Annotated in this window: 21 protein-coding genes and 1 tRNA gene; 5 read left to right on the top strand and 17 right to left on the bottom strand. The window is 25.3% G+C overall.

Annotated elements, in window-relative coordinates; translation table 11 throughout:
• Positions 1-33: 33 nt before the first annotated feature.
• Positions 34-1,218 carry a signal recognition particle-docking protein FtsY gene (gene ftsY / locus U0T58_00110; protein ID XBC42321.1) on the bottom strand — a complete coding sequence of 395 codons (1,185 nt, stop codon included), beginning with the start codon at positions 1,216-1,218 and terminating at the stop codon, positions 34-36.
• 167 nt (positions 1,219-1,385) lie between these two features.
• On the opposite strand from ftsY, the gene rsmD reads away from it, so the two are divergent.
• Both rsmD and dnaC read left to right on the top strand, forming a co-directional pair.
• Complete coding sequence (gene rsmD / locus U0T58_00105) at positions 1,386-1,958, top strand: 16S rRNA (guanine(966)-N(2))-methyltransferase RsmD (protein ID XBC42320.1); 573 nt, start codon at positions 1,386-1,388, stop codon at positions 1,956-1,958.
• Positions 1,959-2,016: 58 nt separating this feature from the next.
• On the top strand, positions 2,017-2,757 hold the full coding sequence (dnaC, locus tag U0T58_00100) for a DNA replication protein DnaC (protein ID XBC42319.1): 741 nt from the start codon (positions 2,017-2,019) through the stop codon (positions 2,755-2,757).
• An 882-nt stretch (positions 2,758-3,639) separates the two neighbouring features.
• Here the strand turns inward: dnaC and groL are convergent.
• Positions 3,640-5,289, bottom strand: a complete 1,650-nt coding sequence (groL, locus tag U0T58_00095) for a chaperonin GroEL (GenBank protein ID XBC42318.1) — start codon at positions 5,287-5,289, stop codon at positions 3,640-3,642.
• A gap of 51 nt (positions 5,290-5,340) precedes the next feature.
• Positions 5,341-5,634, bottom strand: coding sequence for a co-chaperone GroES (locus U0T58_00090; GenBank protein XBC42317.1), 294 nt, complete (start codon positions 5,632-5,634; stop codon positions 5,341-5,343).
• 307 nt (positions 5,635-5,941) lie between these two features.
• Here U0T58_00090 and U0T58_00085 point away from each other — a divergent pair.
• Positions 5,942-6,014: transfer RNA gene (locus tag U0T58_00085), tRNA-Phe, on the top strand.
• A 737-nt stretch (positions 6,015-6,751) separates the two neighbouring features.
• On the opposite strand, the gene mnmE is transcribed toward U0T58_00085, so the two are convergent.
• The 5 genes from mnmE to rpmH all read right to left on the bottom strand — a co-directional run bounded on the left by mnmE (position 6,752) and on the right by rpmH (position 10,565).
• Positions 6,752-8,125: a tRNA uridine-5-carboxymethylaminomethyl(34) synthesis GTPase MnmE gene (gene mnmE / locus U0T58_00080; protein ID XBC42316.1), complete on the bottom strand. Its 1,374-nt coding sequence runs from the start codon at positions 8,123-8,125 to the stop codon at positions 6,752-6,754.
• 97 nt (positions 8,126-8,222) lie between these two features.
• Positions 8,223-9,824 (bottom strand): membrane protein insertase YidC, encoded by a 1,602-nt coding sequence (gene yidC / locus U0T58_00075; protein XBC42315.1) that lies wholly within the window; start codon positions 9,822-9,824, stop codon positions 8,223-8,225.
• A gap of 2 nt (positions 9,825-9,826) precedes the next feature.
• The gene (gene yidD / locus U0T58_00070; GenBank protein XBC42314.1) at positions 9,827-10,084 is read right to left on the bottom strand and encodes a membrane protein insertion efficiency factor YidD; all 258 of its coding nucleotides are present in this window, start codon (positions 10,082-10,084) and stop codon (positions 9,827-9,829) included.
• A complete protein-coding gene (gene rnpA, locus U0T58_00065; GenBank protein XBC42313.1) occupies positions 10,063-10,380 on the bottom strand; it encodes a ribonuclease P protein component in 318 nt (105 codons plus the stop codon). Before rnpA ends, yidD begins: the two co-directional genes overlap by 22 nt.
• 38 nt (positions 10,381-10,418) lie before the next feature.
• Positions 10,419-10,565, bottom strand: a complete 147-nt coding sequence (gene rpmH / locus U0T58_00060) for a 50S ribosomal protein L34 (protein ID XBC42312.1) — start codon at positions 10,563-10,565, stop codon at positions 10,419-10,421.
• A gap of 1,034 nt (positions 10,566-11,599) precedes the next feature.
• Here rpmH and dnaN point away from each other — a divergent pair.
• Entirely contained in the window at positions 11,600-12,715 is a 1,116-nt protein-coding gene (dnaN, locus tag U0T58_00055; protein ID XBC42311.1) for a DNA polymerase III subunit beta, read from the top strand.
• 206 nt (positions 12,716-12,921) lie between these two features.
• The gene (gyrB, locus tag U0T58_00050; GenBank protein ID XBC42568.1) at positions 12,922-15,342 is read left to right on the top strand and encodes a DNA topoisomerase (ATP-hydrolyzing) subunit B; all 2,421 of its coding nucleotides are present in this window, start codon (positions 12,922-12,924) and stop codon (positions 15,340-15,342) included.
• A gap of 143 nt (positions 15,343-15,485) precedes the next feature.
• Here the strand turns inward: gyrB and atpC are convergent, their stop codons facing one another.
• The 9 genes from atpC to mnmG all read right to left on the bottom strand — a co-directional run bounded on the left by atpC (position 15,486) and on the right by mnmG (position 24,243).
• The gene (atpC, locus tag U0T58_00045) at positions 15,486-15,896 is read right to left on the bottom strand and encodes an ATP synthase F1 subunit epsilon (protein XBC42310.1); all 411 of its coding nucleotides are present in this window, start codon (positions 15,894-15,896) and stop codon (positions 15,486-15,488) included.
• Positions 15,897-15,910: 14 nt separating this feature from the next.
• Positions 15,911-17,311 (bottom strand): F0F1 ATP synthase subunit beta, encoded by a 1,401-nt coding sequence (gene atpD, locus U0T58_00040; GenBank protein ID XBC42309.1) that lies wholly within the window; start codon positions 17,309-17,311, stop codon positions 15,911-15,913.
• 25 nt (positions 17,312-17,336) lie between these two features.
• On the bottom strand, positions 17,337-18,209 hold the full coding sequence (atpG, locus tag U0T58_00035) for an ATP synthase F1 subunit gamma (protein ID XBC42308.1): 873 nt from the start codon (positions 18,207-18,209) through the stop codon (positions 17,337-17,339).
• A gap of 47 nt (positions 18,210-18,256) precedes the next feature.
• Positions 18,257-19,798 (bottom strand): F0F1 ATP synthase subunit alpha, encoded by a 1,542-nt coding sequence (gene atpA / locus U0T58_00030; GenBank protein XBC42307.1) that lies wholly within the window; start codon positions 19,796-19,798, stop codon positions 18,257-18,259.
• 11 nt (positions 19,799-19,809) lie between these two features.
• Positions 19,810-20,343, bottom strand: a complete 534-nt coding sequence (locus U0T58_00025; protein XBC42306.1) for a F0F1 ATP synthase subunit delta — start codon at positions 20,341-20,343, stop codon at positions 19,810-19,812.
• 17 nt (positions 20,344-20,360) lie between these two features.
• Entirely contained in the window at positions 20,361-20,831 is a 471-nt protein-coding gene (locus tag U0T58_00020; protein ID XBC42305.1) for a F0F1 ATP synthase subunit B, read from the bottom strand.
• 108 nt (positions 20,832-20,939) lie between these two features.
• A complete protein-coding gene (gene atpE / locus U0T58_00015; GenBank protein ID XBC42304.1) occupies positions 20,940-21,179 on the bottom strand; it encodes a F0F1 ATP synthase subunit C in 240 nt (79 codons plus the stop codon).
• A 41-nt stretch (positions 21,180-21,220) separates the two neighbouring features.
• Entirely contained in the window at positions 21,221-22,039 is an 819-nt protein-coding gene (gene atpB, locus U0T58_00010) for a F0F1 ATP synthase subunit A (GenBank protein XBC42303.1), read from the bottom strand.
• A gap of 323 nt (positions 22,040-22,362) precedes the next feature.
• Positions 22,363-24,243, bottom strand: a complete 1,881-nt coding sequence (gene mnmG / locus U0T58_00005) for a tRNA uridine-5-carboxymethylaminomethyl(34) synthesis enzyme MnmG (protein XBC42302.1) — start codon at positions 24,241-24,243, stop codon at positions 22,363-22,365.

The following is a 24,243-nucleotide window of genomic DNA, read 5'->3' as shown; positions in this document are numbered from 1 at the left end:
ATAAACACTTCTTATTTTAAATATCAAATTTATTTAAGAATACTCTGAAAAAATAGCATTAACAAAATTTTCACTATTAAAGCAATGCATATCTGCTTCTTTTTCTCCAAAACTAATATATCTAATTGGAATAGATAACTTATTAGCTATAGTGAATATGACTCCTCCTTTTGATGTACCATCTAATTTTGTAATTACTAAACCGGTTACACCTAATGCTTTATTAAAAATTTCAGCTTGATTAATTGAATTTTGACCTATACAAGCATCTAATACTAACATAATTTCATTAGGTGCTGAACAATCTAATTTTTTCATAACTCTTTTAATTTTCTTAAGCTCTTCCATTAAATTTATTTTATTATGTAACCTACCTGCAGTATCAGCTATTACGATATCAACATTTTTTGATTGCGCCGATTTCAATGCATCAAAAACTACTGCTGCTGGATCTGATCCACATTTTTGGGATATTACTGGAATTGCATTCTTTTTTCCTAATATTTCTAGCTGATCAATAGCAGCAGCTCTAAACGTATCTCCAGCTGCTAGCATTACCGATTTTCCTTGATTCTTAAAACTATATGCAAGTTTTCCAATTATTGAAGTTTTTCCTACACCATTTACACCTACCATTAGTATAGAAAATGGTTTCCTATATGTTGCTACAGTTAATGGTTTTTCTACTTTTTTTAAAATGTCAACCATATATCTTTTCAATAAAGACAGGATAACCTTACTATTTTGTATATTTCTAATGCGTACTTCTTTCTCCAAATAATTAATTAATTTATCAGTAGTATTTAAACCAACATCAGCTATTAAAAGTTGCTCAGAAATTTCTTCAAATATAGAACTATTTACCTTCTTTTTCGAAAATAAATTATAAATTTTAGATCCAAAGTGTTTCTTAGTTTTTGAAAGTTTTTTTACTAATGTTAAAAACATCCCTTCTTTTTTAACCTTTATGCAAGATGAAACTATACTTTTTACATTTTTTATGTCAGCATTTTGAGAATTTATAATACTACTCTCTTTTTTATCTAATACAACTGTTTCATTTATATGTTGAGTAGAACAATCTAAAAAATCATTCTTAGGAATTTTGCTTATTTTTAAAATATTTTCATTAACTTCATTATCTTGTACACTAAGTTTCTTATTTGAGTTAAACCAAGAAAATAACTGTTTAAATTTACTTTTATTATCTTTTAACATTATACTATCCTTTATTGTTCTAACGTATATAATAAACTATAAAAAACATAACATCATTTAAAGAAATTACACATATTAATTTATATAAAAATGTAAAAATAAATAAAAAACTTAATTTTTTATATAATTACATAATTTATAAGTCTAAGTAAACGTAGTATATTAATATGAAACAAACAAAAAAAAACAAAATTCGTATTATCAGTGGTGAATTTCGAGGGCAAAAAATATTCATAAAAAAAACTTATAAAGTACGCCCTACTACTGATCGCATGCGTGAAACATTATTTAATTGGATACATGCGAGGACTATTAATGCTAATTGTTTAGACTGTTTTTCTGGAAGTGGAGCATTAGGTATAGAAGCACTTTCTCGTTATGCTTCGTTTGTTACTTTTATAGAAAAACACAAAAGAACAGCATATGAATTAAAAAAAACAATTATAAAATTTAAAAAACAAAATATTAAAATTATAAATGCTGATGCAACAAAATGGTTAAATAAAATTAGAAAACCTTACGACATTATATTTTTAGACCCTCCATTTAATACTGAACTATTACAAAATACAATTATTCAATTAGATAAATACAAATATACCAAAATGTATTCCTTAATATACATAGAACAAGCAAGAACATCAAAAAAACTATTTATGCCTTATTATTGGACATTATATAAAGAAAAAAAAACATTAAATGTTCACTATCAACTTTATATATGTCAAAAAAATGACTAAAAATAATTTTCGTTTCAAATTTTTCAATATATAAACTAAAAATGATTCTAAGGTTACAATGAACAATAACAAAAAATTTTTAAAACGTTTACAATGTTTAATACCTAAGCATATCAAACCTAAATTCGATAGTGACGAAGATCTTTTAGCATGGAATCAAGAACAAGGTAGGCTATCATCTGAAGCTATCATAAAAAACAATAAAATGTTAAAAATTCAACGTATTTTAGGAAGATCAGGCATTCGAGAACTATATATACATTGTTCATTCGAAAACTATCATATAGAACATGAAGGTCATAAAAAAGTAGCTAAAGCAGCAAAAAAATATGCCGAAGAATTTAATAAAAATATAGCAAGCTTCATCTTTTCGGGAAAACCAGGAACAGGTAAAAATCATCTCGCTTCTGCAATTGGTAACTACTTAATTTTAAATGGAAACAGTGTATTAATTATAACAGTAGCAGATCTAATGTCTAATATAAAAGGAACCTTTAAAAATAATAATAATATAACTGAAGAAATTTTATTAAATAATTTAAGTACTGTAGATTTATTAATGATAGATGAAATAGGCATGCAAATAGAATCAAAATATGAAAAAATAATTATCAATCAAATAGTAGATAGAAGATCATCATCTAAGCGTTCAACAGGTATGTTATCCAATTTAGATTATAAAGGATTAAAAATGCTTTTAGGTGAACGTGTTATTGATAGAATGAGATTAGGAAACAGCCTATGGTTAACATTCGAATGGGACAGTTATAGAAGAAAAATAAAAAAGAACGAATATTAGAGCATACAACTTAAATCCAATAAATGTGAATTTGATTAATCATAAAAAAATAAGCTATAGCGTTTGTTAAATTAAACGTTTAATTTCATTTGTTTGTCTTATCTATTAATAACAAAAATTTATAAAATACAACTATATAAAAAAATTTAAAATACTTATATTCCTAAAATTTCTAATACAATAATAAAACTTTATAAAAATGCAACAAAGTTACTTTTCCATAATATAGTTATTAAAATAATTATATTCTTAAAAATTACACACCAAAATATCTAACTAAAAATTGTTCTTGAATAAAATTCATTCAGTATATTTTTATTTATAAAAATATAATAATTTTAATTACTTACAATAATAAAATATATCACTTTTTTATATCAATCAATGAATATATTAAACGATTTATATAATTTATTTAAAATTTTATATTAACTAAATCTTAGAAATCTAGATTTATTCATTAAATTTCGTGAATTAAATTGAAAAGTCATACAAAATTTTGAAAATATATAATATTAGCTTAGATTTTAATCACTTTAAAAAAATTTTAATTTATTACAATAATAATCTCATTAATAAAAACTATATCAAGAAACATGAAAATTGTTTTAATTTTTCTATTTCATATACATAAATAAAATGTTTTATATTCCCAAGTAAAAACAAGAAAATATTTAAAATTAACATCTTATAAAATAAACATATAATGTATAACTTATACTCCATCAATCAGACGTTTAATTTTAAGTTAAATAAATAAACATTACTTTAATTAAATATACACCATTTGTTACATTAAGATAACACTAAAGCATTTCTCTCCTAAAATCCTGAATTTAAAGGAGAGAAACATCACAACGGATACATTAAAAAATTATAAAACTACATCATACCACCCATACCACCCATTCCAGGAGCAGAAGGAGCACTACCACCTAAATCAGATTTTTCTTCTTTTGGTAAATCCGTCACCATACACTCTGTAGTTATCATTAATCCAGCAACAGATGAAGCATATTGTAATGCCGAACGAGTAACTTTCGTAGGGTCTAGAATACCAAAATGTATCATATCTCCATACTCATCTGTAGCAGCATTATATCCGTAATTACCTTTTCCATCTTTAACATTGTTAGTTACAACAGATGGTTCTTCACCAGAATTAGATACAATTTGACGTAATGGAGCTTCCATAGCACGAAGAGCTACTCTTATTCCTACATTTTGATCTTCATTTTGTCCTAACAAATTAGAAATTTTAGCAGCTACTCTAACCAAAGCAACTCCACCACCCGGTACTACACCTTCTTCAACAGCAGCCCTAGTCGCATGTAAAGCATCTTCCACACGAGCTTTTTTCTCTTTCATTTCTACTTCTGTAGCAGCACCTACTTTTAATACAGCTACTCCACCAGATAACTTGGCTAAACGTTCATTTAATTTTTCTTTATCATAATCAGAAGTAGCCTCTTGAATTTGTTGACGAATCTGACTAATTCTATTTTGAATATTAAATTTCTCGCCTATTCCACCAATAATTGTAGTTGTATCTTTGCTTATTACTACACGTTTTGCTTGTCCTAAATCTTCTAAAGTAGCTTTCTCTAATTCCATAGCTAATTCTTCAGATATTACCGATCCAGCTGTTAATATAGAAATATCTTGCAACATAGCTTTACGACGATCACCAAAACCAGGTGCTTTTACTGCTGCTACTTTTACAATTCCTCTTATAGAATTTACAACTAAAGTAGCTAATGCTTCACCTTCTAAATCTTCTGAAATAATTAATAAAGGTTTTCCTGATTTTGCTACAGATTCTAATACTGGAAGCAATTCTCGAACGTTAGAAATCTTTTTATCTGCCATTAAAATATAAGGATTGTCTAGTTCTACAATGCCTGTTTCCGCTTTATTGATAAAATATGGAGATAAATATCCTCTGTCAAATTGCATACCTTTTACTACTTCTAACTCATCTTGTAATCCAGTACCTTCTTCAACAGTAATCACTCCATCTTTTCCTACTTTTTCCATTGCATCAGCAATTAACATACCTACTTTTTCGTCAGCATTTGCAGAAATAGTTCCAACTTGAGTTATAGCTTTAGAGTCAGAACATGGAACTGATAAACATTTCAGTTCTTCTACTGCGGCAATAACTGCTTTATCGATTCCTCTTTTTAAATCCATTGGATTCATGCCAGCAGCTACAGCTTTTAAACCTTCGTTAACAATCGCTTGTGCTAATAATGTTGCTGTAGTAGTACCATCTCCAGCTGCATCATTTGCTTTAGAAGCTACTTCTTTTACCATTTGAGCGCCCATATTTTCAAACTTATCTTCTAGTTCTATTTCTCGAGCAACAGATACACCATCCTTTGTAATACTAGGTGCACCAAATGACTTATCTAAAACAACATTTCTACCTTTAGGTCCCAAAGTTACTTTTACTGCATCAGCTAACACATTAACACCTCGAAGCATTTTAACACGTGCTTCGTTTCCAAATTTTACGTCTTTAGCGGCCATTAAATTTTTCCTCAAACTTAAAATATGGTTTATTTAGTAAGTACTATAAAATTACTTTTCAACAATTGCTAATATATCACTTTCAGTTAGAATTAATAATTCTTCATTATCAATTTTTTCTATTTTTGCACCGTAACCTTCATTAAAAATAACTGTATCACCTACTTTTACGTCTAACGGTTTAACAATTCCATTATCTAAAACACGACCTTTACCAACAGAAACTACTGTACCACGAGTAGATTTTGCTGCAGCCGATCCTGTAAGTACAATGCCACCTGCTGATTTAGATTCTGTTTCTTGGCGCTTAACAATAACACGATCATGTAATGGACGAATTTTCATTCAATGTTTCTCCTTTTAGTAACTAAGATAAAAAATTCATTTAATTTTTAATATTTCCTGATATAAGATATGTGGATCTTCATCTCAACTTTCAAGTATTGATAATAAAATTTTACTATCTATAGTAAAATTAGAAAAGTGATTAGTATACATAAAATAACAGAACAAATATTAACAACTTTTACTTTAGGATATAAAAACAATATACCTATATTATCATATATCCTTATATATTTCATAGAAGTATTAATTTTATCTAAAAAGTTATTGACATCATTAAATTATTGATGTTTAAATAGAAATATCTGCCTGGATAGCTCAGTTGGTAGAGCAGAGGACTGAAAATCCTCGTGTCGGTGGTTCAATTCCGCCTCCAGGCAAAAACAAAACTTATTATTCATATGTAGTAGAAACAAAATGCATATTTCAAAAGTAATTAAAAATAAAATTTTTATAAAGTAAAACACTCTAGAGAAAAATTAATAATTAATTTTTTATTAATATATTTTAGTCAAAATATATTTTGTATTTTATAACTTTTTTATTTTAATATAATATTCACGTTATGAATTATATAATGTAAGTCCATATCTCCTAAAACAATTAAATTTACAAACTTTTCCCGATCTTTTTATTAAAAATTTGTTTTCATATATGAAAAACTTCATATAAAAAAAAGTTTTAATTATTTAATAGAACAATAAAAATAACCACAAAAACTATACATAAAATCCATAATATTTTTTGTAAATATACTAATTTTTTTTAAAACATCAGTGTTTTTAATTAAAAGAACGCGATACGGATAAAGTATCTCGTTTAACATAAATAATCAAACTTTATCAACAAATTAAAATTGTTTTGTAAGTATCCATATTTAATTTAAAAATTTAAAATCGCATTAATTGTTAGATCTTTAAACCTAAAACAGAACTCTATAAAATTTCTAATAAATTCTGTATTATTTTTTTGAATATAAAAAATTGAAATATAACGTTTACTAATTCTCCTATAAAACTCAAACAATTTTAAGTACTTATCAATAATTCTTATTCATAAAAAATATACTATAAATCTCATATACACACGATCTTTTTATTGAAATAAACACAATAAATTATTTTCCAATACAGAAATTAGAAAAAATATCAGACAATAATTGATCAGAAGTACAAATACCAGTAATATGATTTAGTTGATCTTGACAAATGCGTATATCTTCAGCTAATAATTCAATATTGCAATATTTATTCCAGTTTTTTAGACTTATTTTCATATAATTTAAAATTTTTAACAAAGCATCAATATGGCGACGTCTAGCTAAAAAAATACTCTCATTATTACAAAAAAATTTATTAATTTGAAAAGTATCATACAAGTTCTTACGCAGTTCTTTAATTCCTTCTCCAGTTTTTGTTGAAACAAAAATATAGTTATTATTTTTAAAATAATTAACATCAATTTTAGAACTTAAAAGATCCAATTTATTAAAAACGATAGTGATGCTTATATTACTTGATATTAACTTAGTAAAATCAACATAATGTTTTATTTGATCACACAAATTAGAATTACTATCAATTACAAATAATATATGATCTGCTGAATTAATTTCTTTCCAAGCCAATCGTATACCCATGCGTTCTATTATATCTTCGGTTAGACGCAAACCTGCCGTATCTACTAAATTAAATAACATTCCATTAATATTTATACATTCATAAATAATGTCACGAGTAGTACCTGGTATATCAGTAACTATTGCTCGCTCAATACAAGATAAAGAATTCAATAAACTCGATTTTCCAGAATTAGGATGACCACATATAACTATTTTTACTCCTTGTCTTAACACAGCCCCTCGAATAGACATATTATAAATATCATTAATTAATCTAATAATGTCACTAATATCATGTTTAATAGTATTTTCGTTACTCAAATTTATTTCATCTTCAGAAAAATTAATCAATGCTTCTATAATCATTCTAAATTTATTGAATTTTTCAATTAATGTATTAATATGCAAAGAAAATAAACCTTGAAGAGACTGTAAAGCAGCACGTGCTGCTTGCTCAGAAGTTGCGTTTATTAAATCTACTATAGATTCTGCTTGTATTAGATCAATTTTCCCATTTAAAAAAGCTCGCTCAGAAAATTCTCCTGGCTTAGCTAGTCGAATATTAGAAATAGATAGTATATTGGATATTAATAAGTCCATTATAATTGGATTCCCATGTCCTTGTAGTTCTAAAATATCTTCTCCAGTAAAAGAACACGGAGCTGGAAACCATAATGCAATTCCATGGTCCAATGTTTTACCCTCTATGTCTAAAAAAGGTAAATAGCTAGCATATCTAGCTAAAGGAACTTTTCCTAATACTTTCTTAGATACCTTAGAAGATAACGATCCAGAAATTCTAATTATTCCAATATTACATCGCATTTCAGGTGTTACTTTTGCAACAATCGTATCATCTTTAAAATTCATATTTTAAAAATATCCTTTATAAAATACCTAAAATAATAATTTTTATTTTAACATGAACTTAAAAATATTAAATTTTTTAGTACTTTTACTATCAATTTCATACTAATTTATTGATATCTTTAAAATAATCTGAAATAAACTTTTGTTGAATAATAGTCACTAAATTACTAACAACGTAATATAATACTAATCCAGAAGGAAACCATAGAAAAAATATTGTAAATATCATCGGAACAATATGCATAATATTTTTTTGAATAGGATCTGATATATCGTTAGGTGTAATACGTTGAACAAAAAACATCGTAATACCCATTAGAACCGGTAATACGTAATATGGATCTTGATCAGATAAATCCTTAATCCATAAAATAAATGGTGCATGTCTTAATTCTACTGAACTAATTAACATATAATATAACGCCAAAAATATAGGCATTTGTACTAATAAAGGTAAACAACCACCTAAAGGATTTACTTTTTCATGTTGATATAATGCTAACATTTCCTCACTCATTTTTTTTCTATTATGTTTATAATTTTGTTTTATTCTATCAATTTTAGGTTTTAATTTTTTCATTTTAAACATCGTTTTATACTGAGATTTAGTTAAAGGATATGTTAATCCTCTTATAATAAAAGTAATTAAAATAATTGATAAACCCCAATTTCCTACAAGATTATATAGAATTTTTAATAATTTGAACAAAGGCTGAGAAAGAAACCATAACCAACCATAATCAACAGTTAAATCAAGATTAGGTGCTAACATAGCCATTTTCTCTTGTATTTCTGGTCCTATCCACAACTTTGAATTACATATAATTTGATCATATGGTTTTATATGCATTTTATTAGAGTGAAATCCTACTTCAACCACATCCTCATTAATTTTATTAGTGTAAAATGTATTTAACTGAGTATGATTTGGAATCCACGCTGTTACAAAATATTGTTGTAACATCGCTATCCATCCTCGATGAGTAACAATATTTAAATTTTTTTGTTGAAGAACTGAATCAAATTGATATTTTTCATATTTATTATTATCTGTAGAATAAGCTATACCTCTAAAAGTCTGTAAAGAAAAATTATCGTTATTGATACTTTTATTATCTGGAATTGCAATAGTTTGTCGTAATCCACCAAACATGGAAATTTCTAGTTCTTTATCAGTTCCATTATATATTTTATATCTAATTTCTATATCATATGAGTTAGGTTTAAAAATAAATGTCTTAACATATGTTATACCTTCGCTTGAAGTCCAAGTTAATGGCACATGTAACTCTTCTTGATACTTTTTTAACTCAAAATATTTTTTTTTAACCACATAAACATGCCTTGTTTCAGGATCCCAATTATCTAAACTATTTTGTCTAATTAATCCACTTCTCGTTTGATATATAAAATTACTTTTAGTATCCAATAAGATCAATGGTTTGAAAGAATCTAGTTTATCTTTAAAATTCAATAATTGAGCTTGCTCTATGTCCCCACCACGTAAATTCACTTTTAAAAGTAAAACATCAGTTTTAATTAAAATATTATTTTTATCATAGCGATTTATTAAATTTACATTATGATGCTGACTAGATAACTGATTGGAATAAAAATGAGTACTAGATTTCCATATTTCCCAAACTAAAAACGAAATAAAAAAAAATCCAAAAATGAAAATACTACGTTGTAAATCCATATTTAATATTCTCTTTTATTTCTAATTGTTTCAGGTATATTATCATAACCACCAGGATGTAATGGATGACATTTTAATATTCTTTTAATAATTAAATAACATCCTTTTACGAAATTAAAACGATACAACACAGATAAAGCATAATGCGAACATGTAGGATAAAAACGACAAGCTGGTAAAAACAAAATACTAATAAAATGTTGATAAAATAAAATTATTAAAATTAAACACTTAGAAATTATTGATAATAATGTATCCATAAATTTTCCAATTTTTTTACTAATAATTTACGATTTATATCCGTAGAATATGAACCTACAATAACTACAAAATCTGAATTAATTAGTTTATGTTGAATTAGTCTAAAACTTTCTCTAATAATTCGTTTAATTTGATTTCTTTCATGTGAATATTGAATATTTTTTTTTGATATACTAATACCTAAACGTGGAAAAGTTAATGCATTGTTCTTTTCTAAAATTATAAATTCTTTACATTTAACTCTATTCGATTTATCAAAAACATGTTTAAAATGAAAAAAAGATAACAATTTCATTTTTTTTTTAAAATAAAATTTATCATATTATTATTTTATCATTTAATAGAAGAAACTGTTAAACGTGTTCTAAATTTAGCACGTCGACGTGCTAAAATATGACGACCATTTTTCGTGCTCATTCGAGCTCTAAAACCATGACATCTATTTTTTTTTAACACAGAAGGTTGAAAAGTACGTTTCATTTATTATGGTATCCTAATTTTACTAATTACAAATATTATTATAATAAATATATAAATTAACCGCATAAAGCAACAAAAATTTTTAATAGTTAAATAAATATATTGTTGAAAATATTAATATATAGAAATATTAGAATTATTTGAAATAATACTGGCTATTGCAATAATTTTATTGTTCATATTTGATAATATACATTAATCCACATTAGTGACCTACTAACAATGTGTTAATAAAACTATGATTAATATATCTATAAAATGATATATGAACATAAATACTTAAATATAATTAAGTGCATTTATTAAAGTTATCTATACAAAATAAAACGTATTACTTTTATATAGTAAATATATTATTTACAATATATTTTAAAAATAAACTACTTTCTAAAATATAAAAATATTTTAAAAATATAAATTTTAATTAAATTAAAATAGCTATAAATATTTTAGTCATGCTTAGTATTAATAAAAAATTTAAGATTGTATAGATATAAAAATAAATATTTTAAAAATATAAAAATTTTAATTAAAAAAACTTTTAAAAATGTAAAATATTATGTTTTATCGATCTTTTTATAATTGGTTAACATTAATAACATAATTATAACGAATATATTGCTTTATTTTTATTAGTTTTTAAAAATCTTACAAAAAATTTTAAATAGAAATTTATATTTTATCACATCAATAATATAAAACATACGTTAAAACTTATTCAAAACATTTATTGCTTTAAAATATTCTACTAATTTTTTTATTTATATAATAGAATCTTTATTTATACTAAATAATTAACTTAAAAATACGTTAATTTATTATTAGGACAAGTTCTATAGTTATATGTTAAATTAATATAGTAATATTAAAACTACATAGATAAATAAACTACATACTATTTATTTAAATAAAGGTTATATTTTAATGAAATTAAATCATTTCATAAATGTTGTATATATATGAAATCGACATAATTTTTAAAATTGTGTTATAAAATTTGTTAGACTAAAATATATACTATAACTTTAAAATTTATGAAATTCCAAATTAAAAAAAAAATTTTTCTATCTTCTTTACAAAAGATAAGTAGTTTAATTACAAAAAATACTTTATATCCTATACTTGAAAATATTTCAATAAAAATAAAAGATAATGTTTTGTTTTTAACTTCCACTAATCTAGAATCAGAAATTCAAATAAGTATACTAAAATTTTTCTCTCATACATCGGGGTGTACAACAGTCTCTGGAAAAAAAATATTAGCTGTATGTCGTAAACTACCTGATGATTCTAATATAACGATACTATTAAAAAATAATAAATTAAAAATATTTTCTGAAAATAGCTATTATTCGTTAACAACATTACCTATATCTGATTTTCCTAATTTCAAATTAAAAAAATATCAAGTTGAATTTTTTACTACACAAAATGCATTTAAAACTATAATATCTGCTACCCAATTTTCTATGGCTGTTCAAGATTTACGATACTTTCTAAATGGATTATTTTTGGAAATAAGAAATCAACATTTATATGCAGTAGCTACTGATGGTTATCGCATAGCAATATGCAAAACACCTATAACATATTCATTTAAATATTACTCTACAATACTTCCAAGAAGAGGAGTGATTGAACTATTACGATTATTGAATAATACATCAACATTAGTTTCTATAAATATGAATGATAGCTATTTTCAACTTCGAACAGATAATATTGTTTTTACTAGCAAAATAATTGAAGAAAATTTTCCAAAATATTCTTCAATTATACTAAAAAATCTCAATAAAAAAATTATTATTAATACTTTATCATTTAAGCAAGCACTATCACGTATAGTAATTTTATCCAATGAAATGTTTCAAGGTATTTTAATAAAAAACAATAAAAATAAATTAGAAATAACAACTAGTAATCAATATGATGAAAAAGCATATGAAATATTAGAAACAATTTATATTAATACTGATATTGAAATATCTGTTAATGCATATTATTTATTAGATATTTTGAATGTTATTACGAATAATGAGGTCTGTTTACTAATGAATAACTTTAACTCTAGCATACAAATTCAACAAAATACCTGTGATAATAATCAAAATCATAAATCAATATATGTTTTAATGCCATTAAAAATGTAAATAATAAAAAATATTTTCCTAAAAAGTTATTGCTTATTTTACTTATATCTTAAAACGTACACATTATAAATCAAATAAATATTGCTATTAAACATATAAAATTTACGCAACATTATCTATTTTGTTTAAAAAATTTTAGCGTAATAAAAATTTAATACATATATTTAAGAAATAAAGTGTCTTTTAAAAAATCATTAGGAACAAAAATGCCAAATTCTTATAGTTCATCAAATATTAAAGTTTTAAAAGGCTTAGATGCGGTTCGAAAACGTCCAGGAATGTATATAGGAAACATAGATGATGGAACTGGTTTACATCATATGGTTTTTGAAGTAGTAGACAATTCCATAGATGAAGCATTAGCTGGATTTTGTAAAGAAATAACAGTTACCATACATACCGATAATTCTGTGTCTATTCAAGATGATGGAAGAGGAATTCCTACTGATATTCATAAAGAAGAAGGAATTTCTGCGGCAGAAGTAATTATGACTGTGCTTCATTCTGGAGGAAAATTTGATAATGATTCTTATAAAATTTCTGGGGGACTACATGGAGTAGGCATTTCAGTAGTTAATGCATTATCAGAAAAATTAGAACTTAATATCTATCGAGATAAGAAAATATATAGACAAATATATTATAATGGAAATCCTCAAACTACATTATCTATTGTAGGACAAACTAAATTAAAAGGTACAAAAATACGATTTTGGCCAGATTTAACTACTTTCACTAATATTACTAAATTTAACTTTGAAATTTTATCCAAAAGATTACAAGAACTTTCGTTTTTAAACTCTCAAATTTCAATACATTTACATGATAAAAACAAAAATATTAATGAGAAATATTACCATCAAGGAGGATTAAAAGAATTTATTAAATTTTTAAGCAATCATAAAAAACAAATTCATTCTAAAATATTTTATTTTTCTTCTGAAAAAGATCATATTGGAGTAGAAATTGCTATGAGATGGAATAATGGATTTCAAGAAAATATATATTGTTTTACCAATAATATTCCTCAACAAGACGGAGGCACACATTTAGCTGGTTTTAAATCAGCGTTAACTAGAACAATTAATAATTATATAGATAAAGAAGGTTATACTAAAAAAAATAAAATAAACGTTATTGGAGAAGATATAAGAGAAGGATTAATAGCTGTGATATCTATTAAAATTAGTAACCCAAAATTTTCTTCTCAAACCAAAAATAAATTAGTTTCATCAGAAGTAAAATCAGCTATAGAATCCTTAGTAAATGAACATTTAATAGAATTTCTTTTAGAAAATCCTCATGATGCTAAAAATATTATTATAAAAATATTAGATTCTGCTCGAGCAAGAAATGCAGCAAGACGTGCAAGAGAAATCACTAGAAAAAAAGGATTTTCAGATTTATCAATGCTGCCTGGAAAATTAGCTGATTGTCAAGAAAAAGATCCTACTTTATCAGAAATTTATTTAGTAGAAGGAGATTCTGCAGGTGGATCTGCAAAACAAGCAAGAAATCGAAAAAACCAAGCTATTCTTCCTCTTAAAGGAAAAATTCTTAATGTTGAAAAAGCAAAATTTGAAAAGATGTTATCTTCACAAGAAGTAGCAGCACTTATAACAGCGTTAGGATGCGGAATAGGGGAAAATGAGTATAATCCAGAAAAACTACGATATCATCGCATTATTATTATGACAGATGCCGATATCGATGGATCTCATATTCGAACTTTGTTACTAACATTTTTTTATCGTTACATGCCTGAAATAATTAAACGTGGACATTTATATATTGCTCAACCTCCTTTATATAAAGTAAAAAAAGAAAGAAAAGAAAAATATATAAAAGATGATATAGCGATGGACAAATACAAAATAAAATTAGCATTAGAAGGTGCAATATTAACTGCCAATAATATTAATTTTACTCCTATTGATAATTCTCTTAGAGAACTAAAAAAAATAGTATCTCAATACAACAGTATTCAAATAATGTTTAATCATATAAAATATAATTTATCATTTATTATTTTAAATGAACTACTTTATCATCCTAAATTAAATCAATTGTTAGACAACAAAGCTTATTTAGAAAATTGGGCTAAAACTTTTATAAATAGTCTAAACAAAAAAATAAAAGATAATTCTAATTATTTATTTAATATAGTTCTTAATGTTTCAAAAAAAAGTTACGAACTGTTAATTATAAGATATCGAGATGGGAAGAAAAAAATTTATAATATTCAGCATGAATTTCTAAACAGCTACGAATATCAAAAAATTTGTTCTTTAGGAGAAAAATTACAAAATTTAATAAATAATCATGTATTTATAAAACGAGACAATAAACGTTACACTATTAATAATTTTGAAAAAACTTTACAATCATTAATATATGATTCTTTAAAAAATGTATTTATTCAAAGATATAAAGGATTAGGAGAAATGAACCCAGAACAATTATGGAAAACTACAATGAATCCCGATACAAGACGTATGCTCAACATTACTATTCATAATATTGATTGTACTAATAAACTATTCAATACCCTCATGGGAGATGCTGTGGAACCTCGAAAACTATTTATAGAACTTCATGCACTAAGAGCAAAAAATATTGATACATAAAACTATAATAATAAGATTAAAAATCAAGAATTGTTTATAACAATTCTTTGTTTTAGTTAAATGTACGACAGGAATAATTGTATGACTTCCATTCCCTGCCGTAAAATTATATAAACTATTTATATTAAATAACGTTATGCAATTTAATTAATTTTCATAAAAGTTTTATTTGAATATAACTTCTTTAATTCATATGGCAGTTCTTTTAACAATCTCTTTTTATTTACTATAAAACTATTTTCTAATTTTTTTTTTATATCGTTTTCTATTATTAAAATTGATTTTTCATCTAATTTTGAAATTTTAAAAAATATATTTGTTAGAATATTAATTCTTTGAGGTTGTATTTCTATAATACCTCCTGAAAGATAAATATAATATACATTATTATTTTCATCTAAAATATATAGAATTCCTGCTTTAAGACATGACAATAGTTGCAAATGACCAGGATAAACACCAAATTCACCTTTATCCCCTGAAACTTGAATTTTATTTATTATTCCAGAATAAATAAGTTCTTCAGGATTTACTACACTTAAATAACAAACCATGATTTATATCCAGTTTATAGTTTTTTGGATTTTTCTATAACTTCATTGATTGAACCTACCATATAAAATGCTTGTTCTGGATAATTATCCAATTTTCCACTAAGAATATCTTTAAAACCTTGAATTGTATCTTTTAAAGTAACATATTTTCCTGGAAAGCTAGTAAATATTTCTGCTACAAAAAATGGTTGAGATAAAAATTTTTGAATTTTTCGAGCTCGTGATACTAACAATTTATCGTCTTCAGATAATTCGTCCATACCTAATATAGTAATAATATCTTTTAGTTCTTGATATCTTTGTAAAATAGACTGAACACCTACAGCAACATCATAATGTTCTTGACCTACTATCTGAGGATCTAATTGACGACTATTAGAACTTAAAGGATCAATAGCAGGATAAATACCTAATGATGCAATTTGACGACTAAGTGTTATAGTTGAATCTAAATGTACAAAAGTAGTAGCAGGAGAGGGATCAGTTAAATCATCTGCAGGAACATATACAGCTTGTATAGACGTTATTGATCCTAATTTAGTTGAAGTAATTCTTTCTTGTAATAAACCCATTTCTTCAGATAATGTAGGTTGATATCCGACAGCAGAAGGGACACGTCCTAACAACGCTGATACTTCTGTTCCAGCTAAAGTATAACGATATATATTATCTATAAATAATAAAACGTCTTTTCCTTCATCTCTAAATTTTTCTGCTATAGTCAACCCTGTAAAAGCTACTCGTAATCTATTTCCAGGAGGTTCGTTCATTTGACCATATACTAGTGAAACTTTATCTAATACATTAGAATCTTGCATTTCACGATAAAAATCACTACCTTCTCTAATTCTTTCGCCTACCCCAGTAAATACTGAATATCCTGCATGTTTTATAGCGATATTTCTAATTAATTCCATCATATTTACTGTCTTACCTACTCCTGCTCCTCCAAACAAACCAACTTTACCTCCTTTGGAAAAAGGACAAATTAAATCAATTATCTTAATACCTGTTTCTAAAACTATATAGGAATTTGATTGTTCTTCATATCCTGGTGCTGTTCTATGAATTTCCCAATATTCTATCTCACTTTTATTGTTAGTTGGTTGCAATGGACCTTTCATATCAATAGGCTGTCCTAATACGTCAATAATTCGACCTAAAGTTGATGTACCTACAGGAACCTTAATACCGTGTCCTAAATTTAAAACTGATAAACCTCTTTTTAATCCTTCAGAAGGTCCCATAGCAATTGTTCTAACTATTCCAGATCCTAATTGTTGTTGTACTTCTAAAATTAAGTTTTTATCATTATTTTGCACTGATAGTGCGTTATATATTTTTGGTACTTTATTGTAAGGAAATTCAACATCAACAACAGCACCAATAATTTGAACTATATTTCCAGTAGTCATTTTAAAATATACTCTTATAATCTAATTAATTTAACGAAACTGTAGTAGCACCTGAAATAATTTCAGTTAGTTCTTGTGTGATGTTACCTTGACGTATTTTATTGTAAATAGTTTGTAATTGTTCGATTAAATCTTTACTATTATCTGTAGCTTGTTTCATTGCTATCATACGAGCAGTTTGTTCACATGCATAATTTTCTAAAATAGCTTGATAAATTTGAAATTTTACATATTTTTTTAACAATTTATCTAATAAGAGATGTGAATTAGACTCATAAATATAATCCCAACGTTCATTATTATTCGCACTAATTTTTTCTTCTGATAATGGTAATAATTTTATAATTAAAGGTATTCGAGTAAAGGTATTTTTAAATTGATTGTAAGCAAGAAATAATTTGTCAATATTTTCAATATTATAAGATTTTAAAGAAGCATTAATAAAATCTGAACACTTAAAAAATGTATAATTATTTTTCAAATTATTTTTAAAATAAACTATATTACTTGAAAAAGATCGAAAAAATGATAATCCTTTTGATCCAAGAATAAATAAGTTGCTTGCAATATTTTTATTTTTGTAAAAATTGATAAGTTCTACAATATTTTTAAAAAGCATTGTATTTAAATTACCACACAAACCTTGGTCTGTTGAAATGATAATAATTCCAATCTGTTTTATTACCTTCTTATTTAAATACAAATGATAATATTTAGTATGATTATGCATAATACTATTTATAATATTCGTGATGATTTTCAAATATGGATGTCCTGAATTCATCTTAATTTCTGCTTTTTTCATTTTTGAAATAGATACCATTTCCATTGCTTTTGTAATTTTTTGTGTATTTTTAATGCAATTAATTTTGTTTCTAACTTCTTTAATCTTAGACATAATTTTTTATCTCTTTTTATTCACTTCATCAAAATATTTTAAATAAATTACCAATACTGAGTTGATTTAAATGTATTAATTATAGTAACAAATTGATCTTGAATAGATTTATTAAAATTACCATTTATATTAATATTTTTCATAAATTCAGAAAAGTTTTCATTAGAGAATGCAATCAATAGTTCTTCAAATTCTATTATTTTTTCTACTGCAACATCATTTATAAAGCCATGATTAGCCATAAATAAGATGAGTGCTTGTTCTGCAACAGACATGGGTTGATACTGTTTTTGTTTCAAAAGTTCAACCAATTTTTTTCCGTAAACTAATTGATTTCGAGTTACTTCATCTAAATCAGAAGAAAATTGAGAAAAAGCTGCTAATTCCTGATATTGTGCTAAAGCAGTACGAATGCCAGAAGAAACATGTTGAATAATTTCATGTTGAGCAGTACTACCTACTCGAGATACTGAGATCCCAGGGTTGATAGCTGGGCGAATACCAGAATTAAACAAATTTGACTCTAGAAATATTTGTCCATCAGTAATAGAAATAATATTAGTAGGTATAAATGAAGAAACATCTCCTCCTTGAGTTTCTACAATAGGTAAAGCTGTTAGCGACCCAGTTTTATTTTTAATATTTTTTTTTGTAACATTGTTAAGGTAATAATTATTTACTCTGCATGATCTTTCTAATAGTCGAGAATGAAGATAAAAAATGTCACCAGGAAATGCCTCTCTTCCCGGGGGACGTCTAAGTAATAAAGAAATTTGTCTGTACGCTATTGCATGTTTAGATAAATCATCATAAACAATTAAAGCATCTTCTCCACAATCTCTAAAATATTCTCCCATAGCACACCCAGAATATGGTACCAAATATTGCAAAGAAGCTACTTCTGAAGCAGACGCAACAATAATAATCGTATGATTTAATGCATTGTTATCTTCTAATTTTTTAACTACATGAGAAACTGTAGAAAATTTTTGTCCAATGACGACATAAACACATTTTACATTAAATAATCTTTGGTTAATAATTGTATCAATGGCTAAAGCTGTTTTTCCTGTTTGACGATCTCCTATAATTAATTCGCGTTGTCCACGTCCTATAGGAATCATTGCATCAATTGATTTGTAACCCGTTTGTAGTGGTTGATTTATTTTTTCTCTATAAATCACGCCAGGAGCATAAGATTCTATAGGTAAAAATTTAGTTTCTTTAATTGGTCCTTTTCCATCAATCGGTAATCCAAGAGCATTTACTACGCGTCCTAAAAAATTAGAACCTACTGGAACTTCAAATACACGTCCAGTACATTTGACTATAGTTCCTTCAGAAATATATCTATGTTCACCCATTACTATGGCTCCTACAGAATCTTTTTCTAAATTTAATGCTATTGCATATTGATTGTTAGGTAGTAAAATCATTTCTCCTTGCATGACATCAGATAAACCATAAATATGTATAATTCCGTCACTAACTGAGGTAATCATTCCTTCATTATAAGTATTACTAGTAATATCAAATTGAATAATTCTCTTTTTTATTAATTCACTAATTTCATTAGAATTTAACTGCATATTTTGTTCTCTTAGCATTGTAAAAAATATAATAAATTTTTTAATTGAAATTGAGTAGATAAATCAATTACTGTATCATTAAATTTAACAATAAATCCATCAATTAGATCTTTATTAATTATACATTCTATATTAATATTTTTTGACAAACGTTGCTTTAATATTTTTTCGATACACTTTAATTGATTCAAACGAAGAGTATAAGCGGAAATAATTGTAACATGTACGATATTGTTATAAACATTACATAACAATAAAAATTCTAAATATATACTTTCTAATAAAATTAAACGTTTATTTTTTGCTAAAATTTTAATGAAATTTTTTCCATATCTATCTAATTTTTTTTCACAGATAGAAATAAAAAAATTAGCTAGTTGTTGACAAAAAAATGTACTTGAAATAATTCTTTTAACTTCTTTATGATTAGATACTTTAACCATATATTCTAACATGTCTTTCCATATATCAAAAGAACGATGAGAAACGGCAAGTTCATAAATTGCTTTAGCATATGGATGTACTATACTTTTAAACTTTATCATTAATATTTATTTATCCTTTACAATTTTTTAATTAAATTGTCGATTATATGTTTTGTTTTTTCATCATTTATCTTATTTTTTATTATTTTTTCAGCAATGCTAACAGAAATTTGACTAATTTCTTTAATTAATTGATGTCGTAAATTTTGATACGCTATCTTTATTTCAGTTTGAGTTTTTTCTAAAATTTTTTTCTTTTCTTCTTGTGCTTGTATATTTGCTTGTTTTAGAATTAAAGTTCTCTTATATTTTGCTTGACTAATAATTTCATGAGCTTTTTTCTTTGTTATATAGATCTCATCATTTATTTTCTTTTGATAAGATTCTAATTTTTTTTTACTATCTTTGATATATAACATAGAATCAGATATTTTTTTTTGTCTATTATTTATAGTAAATATGATAGGAGGCCATATATATCTCATACAAAAAAATACAAACAAAAAAAACGAGATAGCTTGACCTAAAATGGTTGCATTAAGGTTCATAATATTTCACCTTTTAACATGTACATCTTTACGTTACTTCAGCAAATAACGCAAAGATTATATATGGAGTATTTAATATAATAAATTAATATAAAATATATAAAAATATTATACAATTGCAAATAACATATACAAACCTAGTCCTACAGCAATCATAGGAATAGCATCGACTAATCCCATAATTATAAAAAACTGAGTACGTAATAATGGTATTAGATCTGGTTGTCGTGCTGCTCCTTCTAAAAATTTACTACCAAGTATTCCAATTCCAATAGCTGCACCTATTGCAGCTAAACCGATCATTATAGCAACTGACATATAAAGTATATCTGTATTTATACCTTGCATATTTAGTTTCCTTTATAAATTTTTTTTGATCAATGTTTACATTAATGACTTTTAGTTGCCATAAATAAATATACTATTGTCAACATCATGAATATAAAAGATTGAAGAAAAATAATTAAAATATGAAAAATAGCCCAAGGAAGACTTAAACTCCACTGCATCCACCATGGTAATAACCCTGCAATTAGAATAAAAACCATCTCTCCAGCATATATATTACCAAATAAACGTAAACCTAAAGAAATGGGTTTAGATAATAATCCTATGCTTTCTAATACAACATTAAAGATAAAAAATATTGGATGTTTGAATGGTTGCACTAAAAAATCTTTTAAAAAGTTTTTTATACCCTTTATTTTAATGCCATAATAGATCGTTAAAACAAAGATAGCTAATGCCATTGAAATAGTAATATTAATGTCAGCTGTAGGAACTATTCTAATAGTTGAAAATCCAAAAAAGAAATTACAAATTAAAGGTATACAATCAATAGGTAAAAGATCCATCAAGTTCATTAAAAAAATCCAAGAAAAAATAGTTAATGATAAAGGAGCAATCAATTGATTTGTAGTATTACAAACATCATTTACACTTTTATTAACAAAATCGATAGCTAATTCAATTGCAATTTGTAATCTGCTAGGTGTATCATCAGTACATTTTTTTGCCACTTTAAAAAATAACATTAAAAATATTAATCCTAAAAAAACAGAAAAAAACATTGAATCAATATTAATAGTCCAAAAATTATTAAAACGTTCATTTACGTTTGAAATTTTAAAAGAACATAAATTTAATTGTAAATGATGTAAATGATGGTTAATATATTGCGATAAATTAAGTTCTTGTCCCAAAATCATTTTAGATGTTTACCTTTTCAAATTATTTAAATATTAAAAAAAATTATAAATAATAATTAATATCTAAAAAATTATAATATAAATTTTTAATTTTTTAATAATTTATATTTTAAGAGACCAACTAATTATGACTCAAAATAATATTAAATTAATAAAGTAATAGCTATAATTAAATTAAAGTTGAATGATATTTTTTATCTTTTATTTTTTATTGCAATTAAAAATTTCACTAAAGTATATAAATGAAATACCTAAAGTAAATTTAATACTATACAGTTTTTATTTAAATTAATAAAAATGATTATTTTAATAAAACGGATATATTACTTGTTGTTATAATTTTTTTTTAAGTGAATTAATAAAATAGAGATAGCAGCTGGAGTAATTCCAGAAATTCTAGAAGCTTGACCAATTGAATAAGGTTTATAATAATTTAATTTAGAAATTACTTCACTAGACAAACCTTTCACTTCATGATAATTCTTAATTTTAATAAGTATGATATTTTCTTTATTCAAATATCGATTAATTTCTTTTTTTTGTCGAAGAATGTAACCTTGATATTTTTCTTGAATTTCTATTTGTTTAGCTGCTTCTTTATCTTGTATTCCTGGACCAAATCTATTTAATGACATTAAACAATCATAAGTAATTTCTGGGCGCTTTAATAGTTCTTTTGCATTTGATTTAGTATTTAATTTTACATTTAAAAGCTTATTTAATTGATCAATATCCTTTGAACAGGGATCAATCCATAAGTTTTTTAAACGCATTAGTTCATTTTCAATATTTTCTAATTTTTGATTATAGCGTCTCCATCTTATTTCATCTACTAAACCTAGTTCTTTTCCTATTTTTGTTAAACGTAAATCTGCATTATCTTCTCGAAGTATTAAACGATATTCAGATCTAGCAGTAAACATTCGATAAGGTTCATTTGTTCCTTTAGTACATAAGTCATCTATCAATACACCTAAATAAGCTTCGTTACGTTTAGGAAACCATCCGTCTTTACCTGATACATATAACGATGCATTTAATCCAGATAATAATCCTTGAGCAGCTGCTTCTTCGTAACCTGTAGTACCATTAATTTGACCAGCTAAAAACAAACCTGAAATAAGTTTACTTTCTAAAGTTAATTTTAAATGTCTAGGATCAAAATAATCGTATTCGATAGCATATCCAGGACGAATAATTTTAGCTTTTTCTAATCCTCTTATAGACCTTACAATATTTTTTTGAATATTTTCAGGAAAACTAGTGGAAATGCCATTGGGATAAATTTCAATTCCAGATAAACCTTCTGGTTCCAAAAAAACCTGATGCATTAATTTATCAGAAAAACGAATAACTTTATCTTCAATAGAAGGACAATAACGAGGACCTATTCCTTTTAAAGCACCTGAATACATAGCACTATGATGAAGATTTTCTCGTATTATTGCGTGAGTGGTTTCATTAGTGTATGTAATATAACAAGGAATTTGTTTTGGGTGTTCTGATGTAGTTCCTATAAAAGAAAATACTGGCAAAGGATTATCACTATGTTGAGGTTGCAACATTTTAAAATTGATGGTTCTACAATCTAATCTAGGGGGGGTTCCTGTTTTTAACCTGGATATATTTATAGGTAATTCACGTAATCGTAGTGCTAAATCAATAGAAGCATTATCTCCTATTCTACCACCATTGTAACTATTTAAACCAATATAAATTTTTCCTCCTAGGAAAGTTCCAACAGTTAGAATAACTGATCGAGAAAATATTTTTGTTTTATCATGTATTAAGACACCTTTTATACAATAATTTTGAATTAAAATATCTTTTACTTCTCCTTCTAATATTGATAATTTATTTTGACATTGAAGAAAATTTTTAATAACTTTACTATAAAGATTTCTATCTGCTTGAGCTCTAGTTGAACGAACAGCAGGACCTTTGTTAGAATTTAAAATTCTAAATTGGATACCTGATTGATCAATAGTTTTTGCCATGACACCACCTAAAGCATCAATTTCTTTTACTAATTGACTTTTTCCAATTCCACCGATAGCTGGATTACAAGATAAAGCACCAATAGTACTTCTTTTTTGAGTAATTAACAAAGTCGTATATCCCATTCTAGAAGAAGCTAATGCAGCTTCGGTTCCTGCATGTCCACCACCTACTACTATAACATCAAAATTATTTTTAAATGACAT

Origin of the sequence: Buchnera aphidicola (Meitanaphis elongallis) (assembly GCA_039830015.1) — a bacterium.
GTDB lineage: Bacteria > Pseudomonadota > Gammaproteobacteria > Enterobacterales > Enterobacteriaceae > Buchnera_B > Buchnera_B aphidicola_AU.
The sequence above is the reverse complement of the archived record's forward strand: the minus strand, read 5'-3'. Positions and strand labels throughout refer to the sequence as shown.